Source organism: Streptococcus alactolyticus (assembly GCF_042649785.1).
GTDB lineage: Bacteria > Bacillota > Bacilli > Lactobacillales > Streptococcaceae > Streptococcus > Streptococcus alactolyticus.
The window spans coordinates 32757-56004 of the sequence record NZ_JBHRZX010000002.1 but is presented as its reverse complement, the minus strand read 5'-3'; the positions used below and the strand labels follow the sequence as shown (position 1 = coordinate 56004).

18 protein-coding genes and 1 pseudogene are annotated in these 23248 nt (G+C 38.4%); 2 read left to right on the top strand and 17 right to left on the bottom strand.

What is annotated here, in order from left to right; all coding sequences use genetic code 11:
• Positions 1-2 precede the first annotated feature (2 nt).
• The 11 genes and pseudogenes from ACFORE_RS08700 to dnaG form a co-directional block, all read right to left on the bottom strand.
• Positions 3-1115: an LTA synthase family protein gene (locus ACFORE_RS08700; protein WP_464821561.1), complete on the bottom strand. Its 1113-nt coding sequence runs from the start codon at positions 1113-1115 to the stop codon at positions 3-5.
• Positions 1116-2488: 1373 nt separating this feature from the next.
• Entirely contained in the window at positions 2489-4255 is a 1767-nt protein-coding gene (locus ACFORE_RS00535) for a rhamnan synthesis F family protein (protein WP_269725508.1), read from the bottom strand.
• Positions 4252-5670 carry a glycosyltransferase family 2 protein gene (locus ACFORE_RS00530; protein WP_269725509.1) on the bottom strand — a complete coding sequence of 473 codons (1419 nt, stop codon included), beginning with the start codon at positions 5668-5670 and terminating at the stop codon, positions 4252-4254. Before ACFORE_RS00530 ends, ACFORE_RS00535 begins: the two co-directional genes overlap by 4 nt.
• Positions 5671-5703: 33 nt before the next feature.
• Positions 5704-6942: an ABC transporter ATP-binding protein gene (locus ACFORE_RS00525; RefSeq protein WP_235280970.1), complete on the bottom strand. Its 1239-nt coding sequence runs from the start codon at positions 6940-6942 to the stop codon at positions 5704-5706.
• Positions 6942-7748, bottom strand: a complete 807-nt coding sequence (locus ACFORE_RS00520; protein WP_154454698.1) for an ABC transporter permease — start codon at positions 7746-7748, stop codon at positions 6942-6944. The genes ACFORE_RS00525 and ACFORE_RS00520 overlap by 1 nt, the downstream gene beginning before the upstream one ends.
• Positions 7745-8680 (bottom strand): glycosyltransferase family 2 protein, encoded by a 936-nt coding sequence (locus tag ACFORE_RS00515; RefSeq protein ID WP_168260597.1) that lies wholly within the window; start codon positions 8678-8680, stop codon positions 7745-7747. The genes ACFORE_RS00520 and ACFORE_RS00515 overlap by 4 nt, the downstream gene beginning before the upstream one ends.
• Positions 8670-9824 (bottom strand): beta 1-4 rhamnosyltransferase Cps2T, encoded by a 1155-nt coding sequence (gene cps2T, locus ACFORE_RS00510; RefSeq protein WP_168260596.1) that lies wholly within the window; start codon positions 9822-9824, stop codon positions 8670-8672. Before cps2T ends, ACFORE_RS00515 begins: the two co-directional genes overlap by 11 nt.
• A 122-nt stretch (positions 9825-9946) precedes the next feature.
• On the bottom strand, positions 9947-10801 hold the full coding sequence (gene rfbD, locus ACFORE_RS00505; RefSeq protein WP_154454695.1) for a dTDP-4-dehydrorhamnose reductase: 855 nt from the start codon (positions 10799-10801) through the stop codon (positions 9947-9949).
• Between the two features lie 109 nt (positions 10802-10910).
• Positions 10911-11246 (bottom strand): metal-sulfur cluster assembly factor, encoded by a 336-nt coding sequence (locus ACFORE_RS00500; protein ID WP_154454694.1) that lies wholly within the window; start codon positions 11244-11246, stop codon positions 10911-10913.
• Positions 11247-11264: 18 nt separating this feature from the next.
• Positions 11265-12374: an RNA polymerase sigma factor RpoD gene (rpoD, locus tag ACFORE_RS00495; RefSeq protein WP_154454693.1), complete on the bottom strand. Its 1110-nt coding sequence runs from the start codon at positions 12372-12374 to the stop codon at positions 11265-11267.
• A gap of 8 nt (positions 12375-12382) precedes the next feature.
• Positions 12383-14195 (bottom strand): annotated as a pseudogene (dnaG, locus tag ACFORE_RS00490) (DNA primase).
• Positions 14196-14329: 134 nt separating this feature from the next.
• On the opposite strand from dnaG, the gene mscL reads away from it, so the two are divergent.
• Entirely contained in the window at positions 14330-14710 is a 381-nt protein-coding gene (gene mscL, locus ACFORE_RS00485; protein ID WP_380434889.1) for a large conductance mechanosensitive channel protein MscL, read from the top strand.
• A 50-nt stretch (positions 14711-14760) separates the two neighbouring features.
• Here the strand turns inward: mscL and rpsU are convergent, their stop codons facing one another.
• The 6 genes from rpsU to ACFORE_RS00455 form a co-directional block, all read right to left on the bottom strand.
• Positions 14761-14937, bottom strand: coding sequence for a 30S ribosomal protein S21 (gene rpsU, locus ACFORE_RS00480; protein ID WP_000048058.1), 177 nt, complete (start codon positions 14935-14937; stop codon positions 14761-14763).
• Between the two features lie 279 nt (positions 14938-15216).
• Positions 15217-15441, bottom strand: coding sequence for a VOC family protein (locus ACFORE_RS00475; protein ID WP_235281284.1), 225 nt, complete (start codon positions 15439-15441; stop codon positions 15217-15219).
• Positions 15442-15652: 211 nt separating this feature from the next.
• Positions 15653-16468, bottom strand: coding sequence for an ABC transporter substrate-binding protein (locus tag ACFORE_RS00470; protein WP_154454691.1), 816 nt, complete (start codon positions 16466-16468; stop codon positions 15653-15655).
• Positions 16469-16619: 151 nt separating this feature from the next.
• Entirely contained in the window at positions 16620-18884 is a 2265-nt protein-coding gene (glgP, locus tag ACFORE_RS00465; RefSeq protein ID WP_235280966.1) for a glycogen/starch/alpha-glucan family phosphorylase, read from the bottom strand.
• 21 nt (positions 18885-18905) lie between these two features.
• Positions 18906-20411, bottom strand: a complete 1506-nt coding sequence (gene malQ / locus ACFORE_RS00460) for a 4-alpha-glucanotransferase (RefSeq protein ID WP_264879704.1) — start codon at positions 20409-20411, stop codon at positions 18906-18908.
• A gap of 155 nt (positions 20412-20566) precedes the next feature.
• Positions 20567-21592, bottom strand: a complete 1026-nt coding sequence (locus ACFORE_RS00455; protein ID WP_204984506.1) for a LacI family DNA-binding transcriptional regulator — start codon at positions 21590-21592, stop codon at positions 20567-20569.
• Positions 21593-21938: 346 nt separating this feature from the next.
• On the opposite strand from ACFORE_RS00455, the gene ACFORE_RS00450 reads away from it, so the two are divergent.
• Positions 21939-23201, top strand: coding sequence for an extracellular solute-binding protein (locus ACFORE_RS00450; protein ID WP_154454688.1), 1263 nt, complete (start codon positions 21939-21941; stop codon positions 23199-23201).
• Positions 23202-23248 lie beyond the last annotated feature (47 nt).

Here is a 23248-nt window from a genome sequence, read left to right as displayed (position 1 = left end):
TTTTAATAACTCACTTTAAAAAAATTGTCGTGTTTTTTCAAATACCCTTTTCCTGAAACCAAATCATACTCAACTAGTTTTAAATCGTTAGCCATTTCTTTTTGTTCGTCTGTTAATTGGTCCTTGTCAACACTGGCGTTATTTAAAACATCTGTAAGCAAGGCATAATAAGGCGATACTTTAGAATTGGTTACCGCTAACAATTCTGCTGGAAAATCACTGGAATTGACTAGAGGATATGACAGCACTTCTGTCGGATAATTGCTCCAAATAAAATAATCGGTTTGATATTGGCCAGCTGGATTATCAGCAAAAGCACTTTGAGGATAAAAGCCAGGCAAATGATCGCCATAAAAGACAACCGTAATTTTCTTGTCCATTTGTGATAACTCTTGTAACCACTCTTGAGTTGCTAAATCTGTTTGATACAATAACTTGGCGTAATTATTCATGTAATAATTTTCGTTAGGAGAAAAACCATCTCCTGAACCGCCAACATCTGATTCTTTGTCCAAATTCCATGGGGAATGGTTTTGGTAAGTAATAACTGAGAAGAATTGATTTTTATTGGTATCAATGTTATCTAGCACAGTTTGATAAGTTGAGGCATCACTTGGATAAACACCATATTGCTCTAAATGTGTGGCATCTTCAGTCCCATTTTTCGCTGCAATAAAGGTATCAAAACCAAGTTTCCGATACACGTCGTTACGCGAATAGGTCAAGGCATCTCCTAAATGAATGACGTATCTATCATCAGGAGCGTAAAAATCACTAATAGATGGAATGTATTTCATCTTAGGCACAACGTCTGTGTATAAAGTCGAAACAGAACTTGAGAGGTTATACATCGGCAAACCTGTCAACGTTTCAAATTCCATATTAGCTGTTCCACCACCGTAGGCATCAGATTTCATTAAACCACTGGTTGTAGAGTCTTTAACCGAACGGATAACAGGAATAGGATCCGTGGTTAAATTGACACTGGTAATGCGAGATGGATCCGCAAAACTTTCACTTAGGACATAAATAACCGTTTGGTCCGCAATGTTGTTTGTGCGCGACGCATTGATGAGTTGTGCTTGCTCTGTGTATTTTTGAGCAATTTTTTCCATCGTTTCTTGACTGTAATCCTTTGGTTTTTCCATTGTTTTTGAAGTAACCTGTTTCAGCCAAACAAATGTTAATGAACGTTCACGCGCAACCGTTCCTTGTCCCATCCACTCGATATTTTCATAATTATTTAATCGCGATAAGACAGGAATATTGTCAGCGATATCGCCATCTTCTTGGTGGAAAAAGACTCCCAAGGTAAAAAGGAAAACCGCTAAAATGGCAACGACATTAGCCACTCTTAAACGCCAACTTGTCATAATGCGCCCCTGCAGTAAACGGTTCTTAAAGAAATAGAAGAAAACAGCTACAGCAGCCACAGCAAGTAGAAAATAAAGAATAACTTTAATGTCAATATAAGAAACAACAAGCCTAATATCCTTTATCCAAACCCAGTCACTAAACAACAGCGGTTCATTGCGCATGCTAAATTTGATGCTATTGACAATCGTAATAACACTTCCTAAGGCAACAATTAGAGTTGTTGTGCGTAAGAAATGGTTAATACTCACATAAAGCAAGACATTAAATAAGGTCAATGCACCGATTTGAAAGAGGGTGGCAGACGGAAAAATATAATGTCCTAGCACTTCACCATAACTTTTTATACCATACTGGAATAAATAGTTAAAAATCACAGCTAATAGAAGGCTAAAACCAAGGGCCACAGAGTAATTAATTGTCTTTTTCCGAATAGCCTTATAAGCCTTAAAAAGAATCGCAACTACTAGACCACATAAGACTAAGGTTGTTATAACGCAACCTGAAACCGTTAAGCAATAGGCAACGTAGTCTTTGTTTTCAATGAAATCAGCTACTTTTTCTGATAACATATCTAAAAATAGCGGCCCATTTAAAGCAAAAGAGGCAATCAAACCTGTCAAAATGACTTTGGAACCATCAAAACTATCCAAATAAGCCTCTATTCGGTTACTTAAATGAAGCCTATCCGACGTTCGAGCAATTAAAGCAGCTATTCCAAGAACAGGAACCAGTGTCGGCAAAAAGGATATTTGGAAAAAGCCATTGCTGAAAAGCTTCCACCAAATAAACTGGTCATTGTTTAGGTTTCTCGTGACAACTAAGAAATAAGAAACCACTAAATAAACAAGATACCCCTTAACAAGGTTGATTAAAAAGCTTCTCCTTATACCATTCGATAAATAAACGGCAAGTCCTAAAACAGATACGGTGTAAGCCACAATATTAAAAACATTAAGCGTTACAAACGATTCTGTTAAACGCTAACCACTATTTTTTAATAATGACGCATTAACCAGTGCTAAATTAGTATAAAATAAAAAGATAAATAAAACAATATAGTGTAAAACACTTAGCCAATTTATCTCTAGAAAAGTCTTCTTTATCCTTTCGTTCATGTCCTTGCTTTTTCTAATGTTCTGTTAAAGATGTATTTGATGGCTCTTGCTGGACCAATGACAATGTATTTCAATGCTCCTCTTATGCCACCTAGGTGATTAAAGTCAATAAAGGTATGTGGGGCACTGTCGCCACGTTCGTTGTATAATTTGTTATCGACAAATGGCGTGATAGCAATTGGATTTTGAACAATCCTGAAATCATAGTGTTCATTCCATGCAATGTAAACCAATAAACGTTCAATCGCGTGTAAAATAGAGTTTTGTGGCAATGGCTCTTCTGGCACATCTTCGTCTGTTAGACCTAGGTCAAACAGCGGTTTTAAAGCATCATATTTAAACCACACAAAAGTCCCATAACTCATGACAAAGGTGTGAAAACTATTAAAATCAATCGGTTTAGTCATGCCCATTTTTTGCCATAAATCATTCATTTCAGGAGCAATCAAATGTTCGTTCCACGCGTCAACAATCTTATTATATCTAAAGAAGGTTGGAATATCAGCAATGACCAAGCCTAATTTAGCATTGGCAAAATTAGCCAAGATATTATCCGCAGGTTTGATTAACATATCAATCAACTCATGTCGCCAAGATTCGCCTGCCCAAAAGTCTGCTTCTTTTGATTTTTTCGTGTGGAAATGCCCAACATAATCATAGTGTGACAAATGGTCTTTTAATTTTAGCATTGGTAAAACGTCACGGCCAATATTTCCTGTTACAAAAATCTGAGCTGTCTTGCCATTTTGGGTGAGAATCTCTTCGATTTCAGCCTTTTTAGCATCAATATCTGTTGTTATCAATAAGTCATACTGAAAATGGAAATGCTCAAAGGCTTTCAAGAAATCTTCCAACAAATCCACATAGAAAACGTGAAGATGCACAGCTATTTTTTTGTCATCCAAGGAAACGGCTGGCGCTTCTTTGAGGTATTTGCGAGCTAAAAGATACTTAAAGTCTGGATAATTGATTTCAGACATATGCGATACAATCAAATCAACGGGATAGTCTGATTTTCTAGCAATATCGTCTAAAAGATAGGGAGCGATGTGCTGATTGTTATCAATGGCTTTGACTTTGATAAATGGCACCTTGTGGTCCAAAATGGCTGTCGGATGATAGAATGAAAAATCAGCGTGAAGCATATGGCTTGCGTCTTCATTAACTGTATTGAACACCACACCATAGCGGAAGCCTGCGTCAACAAATTTGGTTGTTACTTGCGTTTCGTATTCATCAATAACCATTTGGACATCTGTGTATTCTTTGACATTTTCCCAGAATTCTCTAAAGGTATGCGAAAGAATGACAGGCTTTTTAAAGGTAATGAAATAACTTTGAATATGCTCACGAAAACCTTGTGTGTAGCGAGATTTTGGCGTTTCACGATTATTGGTCAAGCCCCAAAAGTCAACCGTTTCATCAGCTTCAAACTTCAAATAGTAATCCTTGATATCCCAAAGTGGTCCAAAGCAGGTATCATTCATAATAGTGATAGAATCATAGGTATCTAATTCATCAAAACCGACCTTAGCCATTCCATCACGCCAAGCAGCAAAGTCAAAACCTTTATTTTCACGCTGGATAAAGCTATCCATCAAACGTAAATCTGACAATTTTTGCTGGTCTTGCTCTGTCACTAAACTATTTGAAATGAAGACCACTTTAGAAAAAAGCGGACGCATTTTGGTTAATTGATAATAGACGTGTGAACTGATACGATTATACTTGTTAAAATGAACGTACAATAATAAACGTTTCATCTTTTTCTCCTAAAAAAGTTAATGATCGCAGTTGGAATGATCCAACGGCGTGAATGTGTAACGGAATTATAGGCAACGACCATGCGTTCTAATTCGTGCTTATAATACCGTTTTTTATCGTTAGCCTGTCTAAACTTAAACTTGTACTCTTGCAGCGTCTGGACTTGCTTTTCGAGTTTTAGCATTTCCTGAGTCAACACATTAGCAATGTAATCGTTTTGGTTAATATGGTCAACATTAAACATTTTGTACGATAATTCAAAGGCAGTGCTGTCTAGTATTGAAATATCATAACAAATTTGCGGGTCTGGGTGTTCAAACATTATAGACTGTTTGAGGGCCGTTCCATTTGTCGAAGAAGGCAAAACTTCTGTGCGATAATCTTTTGCTACAAGGGTTACGTATTGATAGAAACTAGGCAGTTCCGATAAATCCACCCGTAAGGCAACTGTTTCTTCAGGTACCTCAAAAGATATAGTATCCTGATACTGAAGTTGAAATTCCAAGGTCTGCTCTTGCGTGAACACATTTTCTTGATTGCTATAATAAATCGTAACCTTTTGCGAGTTGACATTAGAGTGTAGGAAATCTCTCTGAGATAACTCTTTTTCAAAATTATTATGACGCTCTAATAAGATACGAAGCACTTTTTTATAATTCGTGTTGGGGTATTTATCCAAATAAGCCAACTGGGTTCTCAATAAAGAATCAAAACGCTTATCTAATTTTTCTTTACTATTTGGTCGTGAATCCGATCCCTGATTGACACGATAAGCCACTGTTACTTCTGGCAAAAAGCAAAATTGCGTATGATTGAAGAGGTCCAACTGCAAGTTAAAGGTATCATCAGCCGTTCTCATGTCATCTTTTAGCATATCATTGACCAAAAGTATCACATCGCGCTGAATTAACCAAGTAGATGGTGCGGTGAAACCACGCGTGGCAATCATTTTTTCATAAGAATCTGATAAATCAACAATCTGTCGCGTAAAAACGTTATGTTCGACGGTTTTACCATCCACATCGACAAAATCAATATCTGTCCCACACCACTTGGATTCAGGATTCTTTTCTAAGAAAGCTAGCTGTTTGGCTAATTTACACTCGTCAATCCAGTAATCATCCCCATCACAACGGGCAATGTAGTCACCTTTTGTAGCAAGGCAAGCTCTATGCCAAGTTTCAGCAATCCCTAGATTGTGGTCATTATATAAGGTACGGATTATATCAGGATACTGCTCAGCGTATTTTTGGATAATGTCGCGTGACGCATCTGTTGAAGCATCATCGATCAGAAGGATTTCAAAATCGACATCTTTTTGGCTTAAGAAACTGTCGATAGCCTGCCCAATCCATTTTTCCTTATTATAAACCGTACAAACAATCGAAACTGTTGGATTTTTGTCAAAAGACATCGATCATCCCATCCTTTCTAAAAATACGATCTGTTATTCTGATAAAATATCCCATTTTCCGTTTCGTTGAATGATTCCTGTTGCTGAATCCAAGGCAGATAAATCATCTAACGGAATATCATCTCGGTTAACCACAATAAGAGGTGAGTTTTCTGAATTGGCAAAGGCATACATTTCTTTTGACTTACCAAGAATCGTTACTTCTAGGCGCAGTTTCATGTTGTTGACCTGACCTAAAGAGCAAGTGTAACGATAGGACTTATGCCCTGTTCCTGTTGTCGGAATGTTTGTGGCATTGTCATTGTACATCCAAATTCTGCGATCAATGTCCGTCAAAGAAAAGACAATATGCGTTTCAACATCTTTCAAAACATCATAAGAAATCTCAAATTCAATCTTATCTGTTGGCCTGATTTTATTTGGTGTCAACAATTCAACGGTTAAATTGTCCACGTAAGGTTCAACTTTTTTTTCTTCTTTTTCAGTTTCGTCATCTTCTTCTGTCATCACTTCTTGTGGTGCTGATGACACGGCATTATCAAAACTGTATTGGTTGGCAACATCTTCTGGATCACCATACGCTTTCACCAAACCATCTTCAATCAAAACAGCTCGGTTACAGTATTTTTTAACGGCTCCCATGTCATGCGTTACCAAAATGGTTGTTTTACCTGAGGCTTTACGCTCCATGAAGTAATCGTTACATTTTCGTTGGAAGGCTTCGTCACCAACCGCAAGCACTTCGTCAAGGATTAGGACATCTCCTTGCGCTTTAATCGCAACAGAAAAGGCTAGACGCACCTGCATACCACTTGAATAATTTTTGAGCTTTTGGTTCATAAAATCTTCAAGTTCTGCAAATTCAACGATGTCGCCATACATGGCATCAATTTCTTCAGTTGTAAAACCAAGCATCGCACCGTTCATATACACGTTTTCACATCCTGTTAATTCAGGGTTAAAACCAACACCCAATTCAATGAAAGACACCATTTTACCATCTACGGTAACAGTCCCTTTTTCAGGAACGTAAATTTGAGAAATGATTTTCAAAAGCGTTGATTTTCCTGAACCATTTCGACCAACAATCCCAAAGAAATCACCTTTATAAACATCAAATGAAATGTCTTTCAAAACATGTTGTTCACGGTAACCTTTAATTCCTCTGAAACGATTAACTAACGCTGTACGTAAACTTTGAGTTGCTTCTGTTGGTAATCTAAAATCTTTACTAACATGATCAACTTTTACTGCAATTTCTTTCTCTGACATTATAAAATCTCCGCAAATTTCTTAGCATTTCTATGGAAAATAGCATACCCAATCGCAAAAATAACAATCGGCAATAAGTATGGGATAAGTGCCCAAATATGGTGGTTATACAAGTCCCAACCACGCATGCTTCCTGAGTAAACAATGTAATGACGCAAATCTTGGATAATCTGAGCTAACGGATTAAGCATCATTAACTTAGCAATAGTCACTTGATTTTTTTGAATAATAAATGTTAAAGAATAGATAACAGGGGTTGCATACATACCAGCTTGCATGACAACTTCCCAAATAGGACCCAAGTCGCGGTATTTAACAAATAAGGTTGATAAAATAAAGGCTATCCCTGCTGAAAGTAAGGCTAATTCAATAAATAAGGGAATGATCACCAAGAATTTCCAGTCTGGTTGCACCCCATTAATCAAGGCAAAGACAAACACAACTAGCAAGTTAATACCGTAGTTGATAGCAGCCCCAACAACAGATGAAATAACAATAATTTCCTTTGAAAAGTTCAGTTTCCGTAGCAAGTCGCCTCGACTAACAATGGAAACCATTCCCATACTAGTTGCTTCTTGGAAAAATGACCACGTCACCATCCCAAGCAAGACACCAATGGCATAGTGCGGTGTCCCATCATCTAGACGTAAAAAGCGGATAAAGACCAAATACATGATGGTAAACAGCATCAAAGGTTTCAAAATTGACCACAAATGACCAATCAAACTCCCCTGATAACGCAGTTTAAAATCCGTTTTGACCATTTCATTTAGTAATATTCTGTTTTTTTTGCTAAAAAATGTCATCGTTTTCTCCTATAACCAAATTTGGTAATGATTAATGTTCTAAACACAAGAGTATGAAACGTTCTATTTTTTCGTAAATTATATTTTCTTAAGATGGCTATGCGCTGAAATAAAGACTGTTCTAAAAGCGTTGTGAAAGCATTGACCAATTGCCTATTTTCAGGCGACAAAGGTAAATGTAACAATAACTTTGCCTGCTCTTGGCTCGAATCAATCAGCCACCAATACTTCGCCACAAGCTTATGAGGTCTTAACCAGTTCCTCATGCGCTTGGTCCATGTGCGGGCTCCAAGCACATTGTGATCGTGTTGGCGATACAATTCAGTCGGGGTATCAATATAAATAAGCAACCCCATTGCACTAGCCACAAGTGCTAAATACCAATCATGCATCAACAGATGATCTGCCTCATTCCAATACTGGGCAAGAGCGTGATTGATCATCATGGTTCCGCCAGTAACCGTATTTTCAGTCAATTCTTGAACAAGTTCGGTATTAGCATGGTCAGACTGCGTCTTAATCATGCTCTCGTGCAGCACGGTCAATTCCTGATTGACAATTTTCAAATCCGTATAAACCAACAAAGGCTTATCAGACGGATACGCTTTGGCTTTTGCTAATGTCACCTCAAGCTTGTTTTCTAACCAAATATCATCCTGATCAGAAAAGAAATAATAATCTGCTTCGCTATGTTTTAAAAGCGTGTAGAAATTTCGAATCACTCCCAAATTGTTTTGATGTTCGGGATTGATAAAGACAATCCGTGAATCGGCTTGGGCGTATGCGTTAATAATATCTCTTGTCTTATCACTCGAGCCATCATCGCGGATGTATAATGTCCAGTCCTTAACCGTTTGATTTTGAATACTTTTGATTTGGTCGGCTAAAAACATCTCCCCATTGTAGGTGGACATGAGAATATTAATTTTCATTTAAAAACAGTGCCTCATACTCTCCTACTATTTTTTCCCACGTGTAATGTTCTGTAATAATCGCACGCGCACGCCTGCCGTATTCGGCAAAATCCTGGTGTTGGTCCACATCGTTAATCAACTGCGCAAGATTGCCAGACGATTTTGTCCAATACAGGGCACTAGCAGCTGCCACTGATTGGTTAAAGGGAACATTATAAACCAGATTAAGATTCGTGTGCCCCAAAGCTTCCAACAAGCCTGGATTGGTACCACCAACCTCATGACCATGAATGTAAGCAAAAGCATTTTCACGAATATAGGTCAACAACTCACGGTCATAAACCGTTCCCACGAAGCGAATTCGCTCATCCTTGTCAAAATGCGTCAAGCGTTTCAAGGTGTCAAAATAATCATTGCCCTCGTGGTTGCAAATGATGACTAGTTTACGCTTGGTATCTGACGCCATAAATTCACGGATAGCTGTTTCGTAATTGTTTTCAGGCACAAAACGCCCAACAATCAGATAATACCCCTTCTCTTTAATGTGCCATTGCTGAAACCACTCCTGCACTTTAGCACTCTCAGGGCTTAATGCCGATTTTTGTAAGTCTGTTCCGTAAGCAATAAAGGTTGTTTTGGCACTAGGATAAGAGGTTTTAATATACTCCTCTATACCAACGTTATCTGAAATCACCAAATCAGCTGATGTTGCCATAATTTTTTCAGACTGTTTTAAATACCATTGGACGGGTTTTGACCATTTTGACCGTTTCCATTCAAGACCATCTGGATTGATAAACAACTGCCCTCCGACAGCGTGGATGTTTCGAATGAAAGGATCAATAAAAGCGCCAATCGTATTTCCCAAAACATAAAAAATAGGATGCGCAATCTGTTCTTTTTTCACCATTTGAAGACTATAATTGATAGCCATCATGTCATAAGCAATGACACGCGCTGGACCAAGCTTAGGCGCCTTAATGGTAAAACAATCTGCACCCGCATACTGAAAATGTGTATGATGTTCTTTATCGCTTAGACAGGCCACATGGTAATACACGTCTGCACTTTGTTTATGTGTAACCAATTCCTCAACAAAAGTCTCAAAGCCACCATATTTTGCAGGCAGCCCGCGACTTCCAATGATAAAAACGTGTTGCATAGCAGACCTCTCTATCTTTAAAATACAATCATTTTCCATTATACCACATTTTACATAGGCTGGCTAAATAAAAAAGGAATCTGATTATTCACCAGATTCCTACCCTGTTCAAAAGGTAGTGATTACTCTTTCACTTCTTGTCTGTAAAATTCTTTCAAGGCATCTTGCCATGTTGGAATCACAAAACCAGTTTCTTTGGCTTTTTTAAGGCTAAGTGTTGAGTTAAATGGACGTTTTGCTTTTGCTGGGAATTGACTTGAATCAACTGGTTTAACAAGCACATCTGTATCTTTCAAAATCTCAACTGCGAAATCATACCATGTAGTGTCTTCATCAGCGTCATTTGACAAATGGTAGTAACCAAATGCTTTTTGGTTTTCAGTCAAGTAAGTCATGAATTCTGCCAGGGTGCGTGTCCATGTTGGGCGACCATGTTGGTCATTAACGACAGTTAAGGTATCATGTGTTTTAGCAAGGTTTTGCATGGTAAAGACAAAGTTTTTACCGTAGTTACTAAATACCCAAGCTGTACGGATGATATAGTAGTTATCCAAGTATTTTTCAACTGCTTCTTCACCCAAACGTTTTGTGCGACCGTATTCTGTTTGAGGGTTCGCTTTGTCGTCAACTTCCCATTCTTCTCCGACTGGCTTGTCACCATCAAAAACGTAGTCTGTAGAAACGTAAACAAGTGTTGCGCCGTATTTTGCAGCTGCTTTAGCAATAATTTCAGTTCCTGTCACGTTGATGGCGTAGTCCAATTCTTTACCTTCATCTTCTGCCGCATCAACTGCAGTGTAGGCAGCACAGTGGTAAATAAGAGTTGGTTTTACTTCAGCAAATACTTTATCCACTTTTTCGCTGTCTGTGATGTCCATTTCGGCAACGTCAACTGCAACGTATTCTTCATCACGTTCGTCCAATAAATGACGCATTTCTGAACCTAATTGACCATTAGCACCTGTAATTAAAATCATAACAAGTCTTTCTCCTTTACTTCATTCCCTTTCATTTTACACTATTTTACTGAAAAAAGCACTAATAATTCAAAAAAGAACAGCAAGGCTCTTGCTGTTCTTTCATCTATTATCGAATGCCTAGAGCAATGCGAGCATAGCGGCTCATCTTATCAACTGTCCAAGCAGGATACCAAACCAACTTCACTTCTGTCTTAGTGACTTCAGGAATATCACGCATCGCATCATGAATTTGGTCTGTCAAAAGGTCAGCCAAAGGGCAACCCATTGTTGTTAAGGTCATATCAATTTCTGTATGACCATCTTGGTTGAAACGAATTTCATAAACAAGGCCAAGATTCACAATATCAATTCCCAACTCTGGATCAATAACCATTTCCAAAGCTTCAAGGATACGATCTTTGATTTTAGCAACTTCTTCCTCAGTGTACTTTTGTTCTGACATAGGCAAACCTCTCACTCATTAGTCTTCAATAAAGTCACGTAGTTGTTTACTACGGCTTGGATGGCGTAATTTACGAAGAGCTTTCGCTTCAATTTGACGGATACGTTCACGCGTAACGTTAAAGACTTTTCCGACATCTTCTAAAGTACGCATTTTACCATCATCCAATCCAAAACGCAAGCGCAAGACATTTTCTTCACGGTCAGTCAAGGTGTCTAACACTTCATCCAATTGTTCACGAAGAACGACACGCGTTGTGTAGTCCACTGGATTTTCAATCACTTCATCTTCAATGAAATCACCTAAGTGGCTGTCATCTTCTTCACCGATTGGGGTTTCCAAAGAAACAGGTTCTTGAGCAATTTTCAAGATTTCGCGAACCTTGTCAGGTGTCATGTCCATGCGTTCAGCGATTTGTTCTGGCGTTGGATCTTGTCCAAGCTCTTGAAGGAGGTTACGTTGTTCACGAACCAATTTGTTAATGGTTTCTACCATGTGAACAGGGATACGAATAGTACGGGCTTGGTCAGCAATAGCACGCGTGATCGCTTGACGAATCCACCAAGTCGCATAAGTTGAGAATTTGAACCCTTTTGAGTAGTCAAATTTATCAACGGCTTTCATCAAGCCCATATTGCCTTCTTGGATCAAATCAAGGAACTGCATCCCACGACCAACGTAACGTTTGGCAATAGAAACCACCAAACGCAAGTTTGCTTCTGCCAAACGCTGTTTGGCTTGAAGGTCACCTTTAGCAACGGCAACCGCCAATTCTTTTTCTTCCTCGCTAGTAAGCAAAGGAACAACACCAATTTCTTTAAGGTACATACGGACAGGGTCATTGACCTTAGCAGAATTGCTACCAAGCAACTCTTCGTCAGTCAATTCTTCTGGCTTTGGTTCTTCCACAACGTACTTGCTTGAAGGATTACCTTCCTTGTCTGTGATGGAAATACCACCATCCGTTAAACGCTCTAGAAGGTCATCAATTTGATCAGCATCCAATGAAAATGGAATAACTAATTTTTCAGTAACCTCTATATCAATGGCAGTTCCATCCTTTTTATGATTACGAATAAATTCTGCAACTTGAACATTAAAGGTTGTGATTTCTTTTTCTTTTGCCATATTTTCCTCTATTCCATATTTCTTTTTTGAGCAATGAGATTTTCTAAAGCTGCTAATGCAGTATCTACATCTCCAAGGTGGCTCGATTCACGGACAAGTTTGCCTTGCTTTTGCAACTCTCGCTCTTGGAGAAGACGATTGCGACGGTCAATAATCTCTTCTATTTCATTCGTTGAAATCTCATCTGGTAAATTTTCTTCTAAAACGCGATAGTACATTTGACGCGTTGATTCATCTAAGTGTGCCAAATCGTAGGAATCCAACTCCCCTTCTTGCAACAATAAGTTATATAAAACCTGCAATTCCTTAGTATCAAAGGCAAATAGATCGTTACTGCGAAATTCATTAAGCAGGTAATCATGCGTTAACAGACGGTGCATGAGCTGGCACTCTGCTCTTGTAATAGCAGAGATTTTTTTTGAAATGGGCAACTCCACTACTGTCACAGCCTGTTTGGCATAATTACCCTGCATGGCAGAACGGTTTTGTAAGCGTTCATTGTTGACAGATTGCTCGATCTGATAGTAATCAAAATCAGGGAGCAAATCAGCCACCATACTAATATACGAATTTTGAGCCGTAATAGAAGGAGTTTGCGCGATAATCTTTGAAATTTGTTCCACGTAAGCAATTTCTGATTGCAAGTTATCGCTATTTTCAGGCTTCAAGTAATGAATCAGAAATTCCGTGCTGCTAATACGGTAATTTTCTAATAAATTAGCCAAAGCCTGAGGTGAATTTTTGTGAACAAATTCGTCTGGATCCATTCTATCAGGTAGACTGACAATCTCAACATCCAACCCCTTCAACAGTTCCAAAGATTTAGCAATAGCGTGCTGTCCGGCCGCATCACCATCATAGGTCAAAACCACTTTCTTAGCATAGCGTTTCAAATGGCTGACATGTTCAGGTGTCAAAGCAGTCCCCATAGAAGCTACTGCATTATCAATTCCTGAACGGTAAGCTGCAATCACATCCATGAAACCTTCCATTAGGTAAACTTCATGGGTCTTACTCACACTAGGACGTGCCTTATCCAAGTGGTACAGTTCGTACGATTTATTAAAAATAACGGTAGAACGCGTGTTCTTGTACTTTGCTTGCTGACTTTCCACATCTTCTCGTGACCAAATGCGCCCTGAAAAGGCAACAATCCGCCCCTTGTCATTTGTCAAAGGAAACATGATACGATTTTGAAAAGCATCGTAGAAACGGTTTGATTGCTCAGAGAAATTAAAAAGACCTGAGTTCATCAAAACCTTTTCATCGTAATGTTTTGAGAGAGATTGGTAGAGAAAATCAGAGCCCTTGGGCGACAAACCAATGTTAAAATAATCAATCACATCGTCTGTTAGACCACGACTATGTAAATAAGCCTTAGCTTCTTGCCCTTCTTTTGTCGTTTTCAAGACGGCACTGTAAAACTTAGCCGCATCCTTTTGAATATCCAACAACAATTGATTAGGGTTTTGGGTCCTGGTTTCAACTTGTTGCGGTCTATCATTTGGTATGGTAATACCTGCACGTTTTGCTAGCAGGCGCACACTATCTAAAAAACTAACTTGGCGGTATTCTTCTACAAATTTGTAAACATCCCCTGATTTTCCGCAGCCAAAACAGTGAAAGAACTGCTTATCCTCAACCACGTTGAAGGATGGGGTTTTCTCTTTATGAAAAGGGCATAAGCCAACATAATGACGACCAGCACGTGTCAAATCAACAACTTCACCGATGACTTCCACAATATTCACGTGACCTTTAATCTCGGAAATTAATTCTTTGTCGATTGCCAAAAACATCACCTCCACACACTAATCCCATTATACTTTTGAAACTTATTATACCATTTTCAAGGTTTTTTGTAAATTTTTTAGAATTTAGCATATTTAGAGCATTTTTGCCACTTTTTTGGTATAATACTATCGTAAGCGTTTTATTTTTTTAGGAGGTTTCTTATGATAAAGGAATTGAGGGATTTTTTGTTTAAGGCTAACGTCTTAGATCTTGCTGTTGCCGTGATTGTTGCGACTGCTTTTAATGCCATCATCACTTCACTCGTTGAAGATGTGATTACACCACTCTTCCTAACACCCGCTTTGAAAGCTGCTGGGGTTGAGCAAATCACTGAGTTATCTTGGAATGGTGTGGCTTATGGTAGCTTTCTTAGTGCCGTTCTTAACTTCTTGATTGTCGGTACAACCCTATTTTTCATCGTCAAAGCAGCTAATGTCGCAACATCTCTAGGCAAACAAAACCAAGAAGATGCCGAAGAAGATGCAGCACCGACTCAAGAAGAATTGCTTACAGAAATTCGTGATTTGTTAAAAGAAAAATAAGAATGACAAAAGAGACGCCTAGCGTCTCTTCTTTTTTATCTAAGATTTCATTAGAATTTTTTACGTTTGCGAGCTGCTTCTGATTTGCGTTTACGTTTTACAGAAGGTTTTTCGTAGAATTCACGTTTGCGTGATTCTTGAAGAGTCCCAGCTTTAGTCACAGAACGTTTGAAACGGCGAAGTGCGTCGTCTAAAGATTCGTTTTTACGTACTACTGTTTTTGACATGTGTCTCACCTCCTCAAGATAATGTAACATTTACACGTTCTTAATAAGAATACCAAAATTATGAAAAAAGGTCAATCCTTACGTGCATAAAAATGTATTTATTTTTTGAAAACATGTTTTTTATTCCCAAACTTATGACTTCTTTAAGGAAAGAACTCTATACTATAGACAATCCTAATAAACTTTCTTTTTCATAATCTCCTAAGCGACTACTTTTCAAGTGGTCGCTTTTTTGCTTACTCAGAAAAAGCGAAATAATATCCCTCGGGATTACAAAAATTACAAGCCAAAGTTTTTCCTATTTGCACCCACGTGAACGCCAGCTTTTAAAAGTTCTTCACGCTTTAAGGCGACATCGTCACAATGAAACATCAAAGATGGGGTGGCTAAAACAAGTTCTGGTGAGTAAGCTGCTACTGCCTCTTTATCCAGCAAGACAATAGCTGTTTCTGCCTCAGGTGTCGGACTTAAGACAAATATCTTTGCGCCATCTAGTCCAGGCATGGTTTGTTTTAATGTAAAACCTAGTTTATCCACCCAAAATTGAGCACAACTTTTCTGTATGGTCAACATACAGCATCACTTGAGCAAGGTAATTCATCTCTAATCTCCCTCTTTTATGGCTTTTTATGAGTCATACCTTACCTACTTTTTTAAAAAAAGCAATCAAAACGTTCACAAAAAAAGACCTCAAAAGGTCCTTAAACTATTGATGTTATTCGTCGCTGCTGCTTCCAGTCAATTTAGCAGCGTCTGAAATGAATTGTTGGTATTTACCTTCATCTTTTAGTTTTTTGATGACTTTGTTAACGGTATCAACCAATTCACCACTGTCTTTTGGCATAGCTACAGCTTTGGCATCACCATCACCTGTTTTAAGCGCAAAGCTTGCTAAAGCCAAATCTGGGTTTTGATCCAAGTAACCTTCTGCAACAGGTTTTTCAAGGTCAACAGCTTGAACTTGTCCTGATTTCAATTCATTGATGGCTTCACCCATTGATGTCAATGAAATGATGTTTGCATTTTCCAATTGCTTTTTAGCCAAGTCTTCTTCGACAGTTCCTTTTTGAACAGCTACTTTTGCTCCAGACAAACTATCAATTGAGGTATACTTGTCAACGTCGCTAGCTTTTACCAAGATGGCATTTTCATCTTCATAGTAAGGATCTGAGAAATCGTAAACTTTTTTACGAGCTTCTGTTGGTGACAAACCTGAAATCGCCATATCTGCCTTACCTGTTTGAAGGCTTGATAGCACGTTATCAAAGCTCATTGATGAAATTTCCAATTTTACTCCCAATTCGTCTGCAATCGCTTGAGCCAATTGCACATCAGCACCGACAACGGTATCTTTACCGTCCACCAAAGCTTTAAATTCAAATGGAGCATAGTCTGGGCTCATAGCGACAACGAGTTTGCCTTTTTTCTCAATTTTTTCTTGAAGGTTTTCATTAGACGAGCTGCCACAAGCTGTCAAAGTCATGAACAAAGCTAAACCAAGAATCCCTAATACTAATTTTTTGATTTTCATATTTATTCTCCGTTTATTAGTTTTTTCTTTATTTTAGCTGCTTTTAAGGAATTTGTCAATCATTTTTTGAATAAAAATGCATAAAACTTATATTTCTATCATCATTCAGACAAAAAATGACCTAATCATAATGATTAGGTCATTTTTAAGCTTATTTGCTGTGCCAGATTTCGTCGTTGTATTGTTCGATTGTTCTATCTGATGAGAAGAATCCAGCTTTTGCAATGTTTTTGATGACTTTTGTCATCCAAACTTTTTGGTCTTCGTAGTCTGCAAGCATTTGTTCTTTGACAGCGATGTATTCTTTAAGGTCAATCAACGTCATGAACCAGTCTTTATTGATAAGTTCATTGTAAAGACGCTCTAGACGCTCTGCGTTACCAAGTTTAACCACATCGTCGCTCACAATGAAGTCCACTGCTTCTTTGATAACGGCATCGTTTTCGTAGTAATCTTTTGAAACATAGCCTTCTGTTGCATAAAGGTCAATAATCGTATCAGAATCTTTACCAAATGTATAAATATTATCCATACCAGCTAATTCAGCGATTTCGACGTTGGCACCATCCATTGTTCCAAGTGTCAAAGCACCGTTAAGCATGAATTTCATGTTACCAGTACCAGAAGCTTCTTTAGATGCCAATGAGATTTGTTCAGAAATATCTGTCGCAGGAATCAAGTGCTCAGCAACGGTTACATTGTAGTTTTCTACCAAGAAAACGTTGAGGTATTGGTTCACTTCTGGATCGTTGTTGATCAATTCTGACAAGCAAAGGATCAAGTGAATAATATCTTGAGCGATAGTGTAGGCAGGAGCTGCTTTACCACCGAAGACAACCGTTACTTTGCGTTCTGGCAAGTTACCACGTTTGATTTCAAGGTATTTATGAATCACATAAAGAGCGTTCATTTGTTGACGTTTGTACTCGTGGAAACGTTTGATTTGAGTATCGATGATTGAGTTTTCATCCAACTCGATACCTTTGTTTTCTTTGAGGTAACGTTTCAAGGCCAATTTATTGTTGTGCTTGATTTCAGCTAGTTTAGCATGAACGCTTTCGTCATCTGCATAAGCCAATAATTTTTCAAGATTAGTCGCATCAGTCAAGTAGTCGTCACCGATAAGCTCTTTCAAGTAATCCGCCAAGTCTTGGTTGGCAAATTCTAACCAGCGACGGAAAGTGATACCATTTGTTTTGTTATTGAATTTTTCAGGGTAAATATCGTAGAAAGGCTTCAATTCACTGTTTTTAAGGATTTCAGTGTGGAGGGCTGCAACCCCGTTTACTGAAGTTGAGAAGTGAATATCCATGTGTGCCATGTGAACACGACCTGATTCGTCAATGATTTGAACAGCTGGGTCACTGTATTCGCTAGCAATAAGTTCATTTAATTGTTCGATGATTGTTACCAAGTGTGGTACAACTTCGTTTAGGTAGTCAAGAGGCCATTTTTCAAGGGCTTCTGCCAAGATTGTGTGGTTTGTGTAACCAACCATGTTTTTCACGATAGCAACAGCTTCATCAAAGGCAATGCCATGTTTTTCAGTCAATAGACGAATCAATTCTGGGATAACCATTGATGGGTGTGTGTCGTTGATTTGAACATAAGCGTAATCTGCCAAATCGTGCAAGTTAGAACCGCGTTCGATAGCCTCATCAATCAACAATTGTGCTGCGTTAGATACCATGAAATATTGTTGGTAAATACGAAGCAATTCACCGTTTTTATCAGAATCATCTGGGTAAAGGAAGAGCGTCAAGTTTTTCTTGATTTCTGTTTTATCAAATGAAATACCATCGTGAATCAAACCATAATCCAAACCATCGATATCAAACAAGTTGAGATAGTTTTTCGTATCACGTTTGTAACCCAAAACATCAATACGGTCTAGGCGTGATTTAAGCGTGAAATCTTTGAATGGCACATCGTAGCTAATATCTGTTGGAACCAACCAAGAATCGTCTTCAATCCAGTAGTTAGCTTCTGCTTCTTGTTGATTGTCCACGAAAACTTGTTTGAACAATCCACAGTGGTAGTTAAGCCCGACACCTTCACCGTTGATGCCAAGTGTTGACATTGAATCGATGAAGCATGATGCCAAACGTCCAAGTCCACCATTACCAAGAGATGGTTCTAATTCAACATCTTCCACTTCAGCAATTGATTTGCCTGCTGCTGCCAATTCATTCTTAACTTCCTTATAGATACCAAGGTTGATTAGGTTGTTTGACAAGAGTTTTCCGATAAGGAATTCAGCTGAGATGTAGTAGACTTTACGTTTAGCTGTATTTTTTGGTTTTTCTGCAGCTAGTTCTTTCACGAAGTGTAAAAGAGCGACGTAAATATCTTCGTTGCTCATGTCAGCAAGTGTTTGTCCTTTATGTTCAAGATAGTTTGTAAATGTAGTAGTCATGTGTATATCCTTTATTTTTTCTTATCCTTTGTTTGGGTTTTTACGACAGTAAAGCGCTGTAATGTCTTTCAAGAAGGCTTTGCGGTCATCCGTCAAATCTTCTTTGCGCATACGCCATTGCCAGTTGCCACCAACAGTATTTGGAATGTTCATGCGGCTTTCTGCAGGTTTGTCAAGCAAGTCTTGCATTGTCGCAATCGCAATGTGACTAACTGTTGCAAACAAAGTACGTAGCATAGCTTGTGTGATTGGTTCATTGTCACAACGGTGTGTGTATGCATCCACAAAAGCTTGTTGTTCTTCTGTTAAATTAGCATACCAGCCGTTAACCACTTCGTTATCGTGTGTACCGTTGTAAGCAACACTATTCACGTCGCAGTTGTGTGGTGCGTCGATACTCTTACCTTCAACATCGTAGAAACCAAATTCTAGAATCTTCATACCTGGGAAGGCAGTATCTTTCAAAAGTTGGTCCGCTTTTTCATCAATGTAACCAAGGTTTTCAGCGATGATTGGTAAGTCACCTAATTCTTCTTTCACGACATCAAACAAGGCACGCCCTGGACCTGGTTGCCAGCTACCGTCGTTTGCTGATTGGTAGTCACCGCGGATTTCCCAGTAGTCTGAGAAGCCTTTGAAGTGGTCAATACGCAATAAATCGTACAACTTGAAGCCTTCTTTGATACGGTAAACCCACCAAGCATAGTTGGTTTTAGCGTGATTTTCCCATGCATAGATTGGATTGCCCCAAAGCTGACCGTCATCACTAAATTCATCAGCTGGTACACCTGCGATGCAAAGTGGATTCTTTTCAGCATCTACTTTGAAGAGTTCAGGCATTGTCCAAACTTCTACACTGTCTGCAGAAACGTAAATTGGCATATCTCCAATGATTTGGATGCCTTTTTGGTTAGCATAACGTTTCAATTCAGCCCATTGTTGATAGAAGAAATATTGGGTTACTTTGTGGTATAAAATCGCATCTTTCAATTGCTCGCGGTAAGCGTTGAGCGCTTGTTCTTCTCTTCTAACAATTGCTTTATCATCCCACTCTTGCAAGGCTTTGTTATCAAATGATTCTTTGATTGCCATGAAATCAGCGTAATCTTGTACCCAATCTGCTTCTTGCTCAAATTGTGCTAATTCTTCAACACGAGCTGGGTTGCTCAAAAATCCTTTAACGGCTTGTTCTAAAATAGGACGACGTAGGTCAAAAATACGGGCATAATCAACTGACTCAACATCATCTCCAAAGTTAACACCTTCAAATGCAGCACGGTCAAGGAAACCTTGGTCCGCCAATTGCTCTAAATCAATAAGGTGTGTGTTTCCAGCAGTAGCAGAAAATGATTGATAAGGGGAATCACCATAACTAGTAGTAGTCAGCGGTAAAATTTGCCAGTACGTTTGATCTGTTTCCACTAGGAAATCAACAAATTCATACGCCTCTTTTCCGAACGTTCCTACTCCCTGAGTGCCAGGAAGTGATGTAATATGCATTAATACGCCACTTGTGCGTTGGTTCATACGTTTTTTCTCCTTCATCAACAAAACTTTTTACATCGCAATTATAACGCAAGCGTTTGCATAAGTCAACCATTTTTGTTAAAAAAATAAAAAAAGCTTTCATCACTCAAAGCAAAATGAGTTATAAAAGCTTTCGTTATGCTATTAGAATAGACTTATTCTTCACCGGAAATCTGACGCACACTTTCGCGTTCTCGCAAAATAAACGGTACTATGATTTTTTCAGTGATAGATGTTTTCGGTGATTTTATCAATTCTAGTAACCTTCTAAAACTGGTTCGACCTAAATTTGTAATATTAATGTCAAACGTAGTCAAATAAGGATGAATCAAGGTTGAATAAGAAGAGTTGTTAAAGGTAATAATCGAAATATCATCTGGCACACTTAATTGGTAGTAATGCAACAATTGCGTGATGCGAACAGATATTGTATCGGCAATTACAATCAAGGCTGTAGCTTCTTGCTCCTTAATCTGTTGAATGAAGGATTCTATAACCATAGGCTCTCTACGGTCAAACAAGAGAGCTGGCTGGCTTTTCAAGCCTAATTTTTCTGTGCCACGCAAGTAACCAAAATAACGTTCTGCTGATACTTCAGATTGCAAGTCATCGGTCACAAACAAAAGGTTGTGATGCCCTTTTTCATATAAGTACTCAACAGCCCGTCTTCCCATCAACTGGTTATCATTATCAATATAGGTAATGTCATTTTCATAACCTTCAGGTGCACCAACGATAACAAAAGGAACCTTATTATCCATCAAGTAACGACGAACAGGGTCTTCAGGGTCAGAATATAAAACGATAAAACCATCCACACGCTTTTGGCGGTACATCAATTTCACCTGTTCTTCTAATTCATCAACGGTCATCCCTGTTGCAATTGAAACAGTAAAATCATGCAATTTTGCTTCACTTGTAATAGTAGAAAGAATTTGCATAAAGAAGGGTTCACTAAGGCGGTCAGGAGTTAGCAGAGGCGGAAAAATCAAGCCTATATTATAGGTTAAACCGCTTGCCAACATTTGTGCAGCGACATTTGGCACATAACCCAATTCAGCCATAGCCTGTCGCACCTTGTCTTTTGTTTTTTGAGAAATGGATTTATTGTCTTTTAACACACGACTGACGGTTGAGGGATTGACCCCCGCCTTAGCCGCGACATCTTTAATTGTAACCATCTAGTTCTCCTTTTCCTTTTTCATTTTATACTAGAATCCGTAAACTGACAAGATAATGTAAAATCTTTATCAACTCTTTTGCTACCCATTATACCCAATAGATATTTTTTAGACAACCGTTTGCTTAACAAAATACACTCTTTTATTTTAATTATATAGCTTTATTTCTAAAAACAATACAAAACCTATAACTAAAATATTGTATTCGATTACATTTTGTTATGATTTAGGGGGTAGGTTTGAAAATAAATTAAAATTTTTTCAAAAAAGTTATCGAAAATAAATGCAAACGGTTGCATAATAGTAAGTGTAAAAATATTAAAAATCTTTCTCTAGGAGGGAAAACATGAAGAAGAATACCTGGAAAAAATTGTTCCTTGCTGGCGCTGGCCTAACACTTGCTAGTAGTGTGTTAGTGGCTTGTTCGAATTCCTCATCATCGGAATCATCAAGTTCGTCATCATCTGATAAAACAATTAAATTGTGGGTTCCAACAGGCGCTAAAGCCTCTTACGAAGAAATCGTGAAGAAATTCGAAGATGAATCTGGCTACAAAGTCAACATCATCGAATCAAACGACTCTAAAGCTCAGGAAAACGTTAAAAAAGACCCTGAAAAAGCTGCAGACGTCTTTTCACTTCCACACGACCAACTTGGTCAGTTAGTTGAATCTGGTGTTATCCAAGAAATTCCAGATGATTACGCTAAAGAAATTAGCGAACAAGCAACTGAGCAAGCGATTGCCGGCGCACAATACAATGGTAAAACTTATGCTTTCCCATTTGGTATTGAATCACAGGTACTCTTCTATAATAAGAGCAAATTGTCTGCGGATGATGTGAAGAACTATGAAACCATCACAACTAAAGCAACATTTGGTGATACCTTCAAATCTATGAACGCTTATGACACTGCTCCATTGTTCATGTCTGTTGGTGATACTTTGTTTGGTGAAAACGGTGAAACTGTTGACGGTACAAACTGGGCAAACGAAGCTGGTGTTTCTGTTCTTAAATGGATTGCTGACCAGAAAAACAACAGCGGTTTCGTCAATACAACTGCTGAAAACACAATGTCTAAATTTGGTGATGGCAGTGTAGCTGCTATCGAAACAGGACCATGGGACTTGTCAGCTGCTCAAGAAGCTGTTGGTAAAGACAATCTTGGTATCGCTGTTTATCCAAAAATCAACATTGGTGGTAAAGACGTTCAACAAAAAGCCTTCCTTGGTGTGAAACTTTTCGCTGTAAACCAAGCACCTGCTGGTTCTGACACTGACCGTATTGCTGCCTCTTACAAACTCGCATCTATGTTGACTAGCGAAGAAAGTCAAGAAAATCAATTCACTTACGAAGGACGTAACATCATCCCTTCAAACAAAGCAGTTCAAAAATCTGATAAAGTACAATCTGATGAATTAGCACAAGCTGTTATCACAATGGCTTCATCTTCTGACTACACAGTCGTTACACCTAAACTTAGTCAAATGACTACTTTCTGGACTGAAAGTGCTGCTCTTTTAAGTGATGTCTATAATGGTAAAATTCAAAGTAGTGAATACCTCACGAAATTACAAGAATTTGATGCAGATTTAGCAGCAGCTAAATAAGACATATGTAAAGTGGGGAAGTGCTTCCCCACTTTATTTTTTCAGTA

Coding starts and splice junctions, on each gene's coding strand:
- ACFORE_RS08700 (WP_464821561.1), bottom strand. CDS start 1,115: ATGGAAAAAATTGCTCAAAAATACACAGAGCAAGCACAACTCATCAAT.
- ACFORE_RS00535 (WP_269725508.1), bottom strand. CDS start 4,255: ATGAAACGTTTATTATTGTACGTTCATTTTAACAAGTATAATCGTATC.
- ACFORE_RS00530 (WP_269725509.1), bottom strand. CDS start 5,670: ATGTCTTTTGACAAAAATCCAACAGTTTCGATTGTTTGTACGGTTTAT.
- ACFORE_RS00525 (WP_235280970.1), bottom strand. CDS start 6,942: ATGTCAGAGAAAGAAATTGCAGTAAAAGTTGATCATGTTAGTAAAGAT.
- ACFORE_RS00520 (WP_154454698.1), bottom strand. CDS start 7,748: ATGACATTTTTTAGCAAAAAAAACAGAATATTACTAAATGAAATGGTC.
- ACFORE_RS00515 (WP_168260597.1), bottom strand. CDS start 8,680: ATGAAAATTAATATTCTCATGTCCACCTACAATGGGGAGATGTTTTTA.
- cps2T (WP_168260596.1), bottom strand. CDS start 9,824: ATGCAACACGTTTTTATCATTGGAAGTCGCGGGCTGCCTGCAAAATAT.
- rfbD (WP_154454695.1), bottom strand. CDS start 10,801: ATGATTTTAATTACAGGTGCTAATGGTCAATTAGGTTCAGAAATGCGT.
- ACFORE_RS00500 (WP_154454694.1), bottom strand. CDS start 11,246: ATGTCAGAACAAAAGTACACTGAGGAAGAAGTTGCTAAAATCAAAGAT.
- rpoD (WP_154454693.1), bottom strand. CDS start 12,374: ATGGCAAAAGAAAAAGAAATCACAACCTTTAATGTTCAAGTTGCAGAA.
- mscL (WP_380434889.1), top strand. CDS start 14,330: ATGATAAAGGAATTGAGGGATTTTTTGTTTAAGGCTAACGTCTTAGAT.
- rpsU (WP_000048058.1), bottom strand. CDS start 14,937: ATGTCAAAAACAGTAGTACGTAAAAACGAATCTTTAGACGACGCACTT.
- ACFORE_RS00475 (WP_235281284.1), bottom strand. CDS start 15,441: ATGCCTGGACTAGATGGCGCAAAGATATTTGTCTTAAGTCCGACACCT.
- ACFORE_RS00470 (WP_154454691.1), bottom strand. CDS start 16,468: ATGAAAATCAAAAAATTAGTATTAGGGATTCTTGGTTTAGCTTTGTTC.
- glgP (WP_235280966.1), bottom strand. CDS start 18,884: ATGACTACTACATTTACAAACTATCTTGAACATAAAGGACAAACACTT.
- malQ (WP_264879704.1), bottom strand. CDS start 20,411: ATGAACCAACGCACAAGTGGCGTATTAATGCATATTACATCACTTCCT.
- ACFORE_RS00455 (WP_204984506.1), bottom strand. CDS start 21,592: ATGGTTACAATTAAAGATGTCGCGGCTAAGGCGGGGGTCAATCCCTCA.
- ACFORE_RS00450 (WP_154454688.1), top strand. CDS start 21,939: ATGAAGAAGAATACCTGGAAAAAATTGTTCCTTGCTGGCGCTGGCCTA.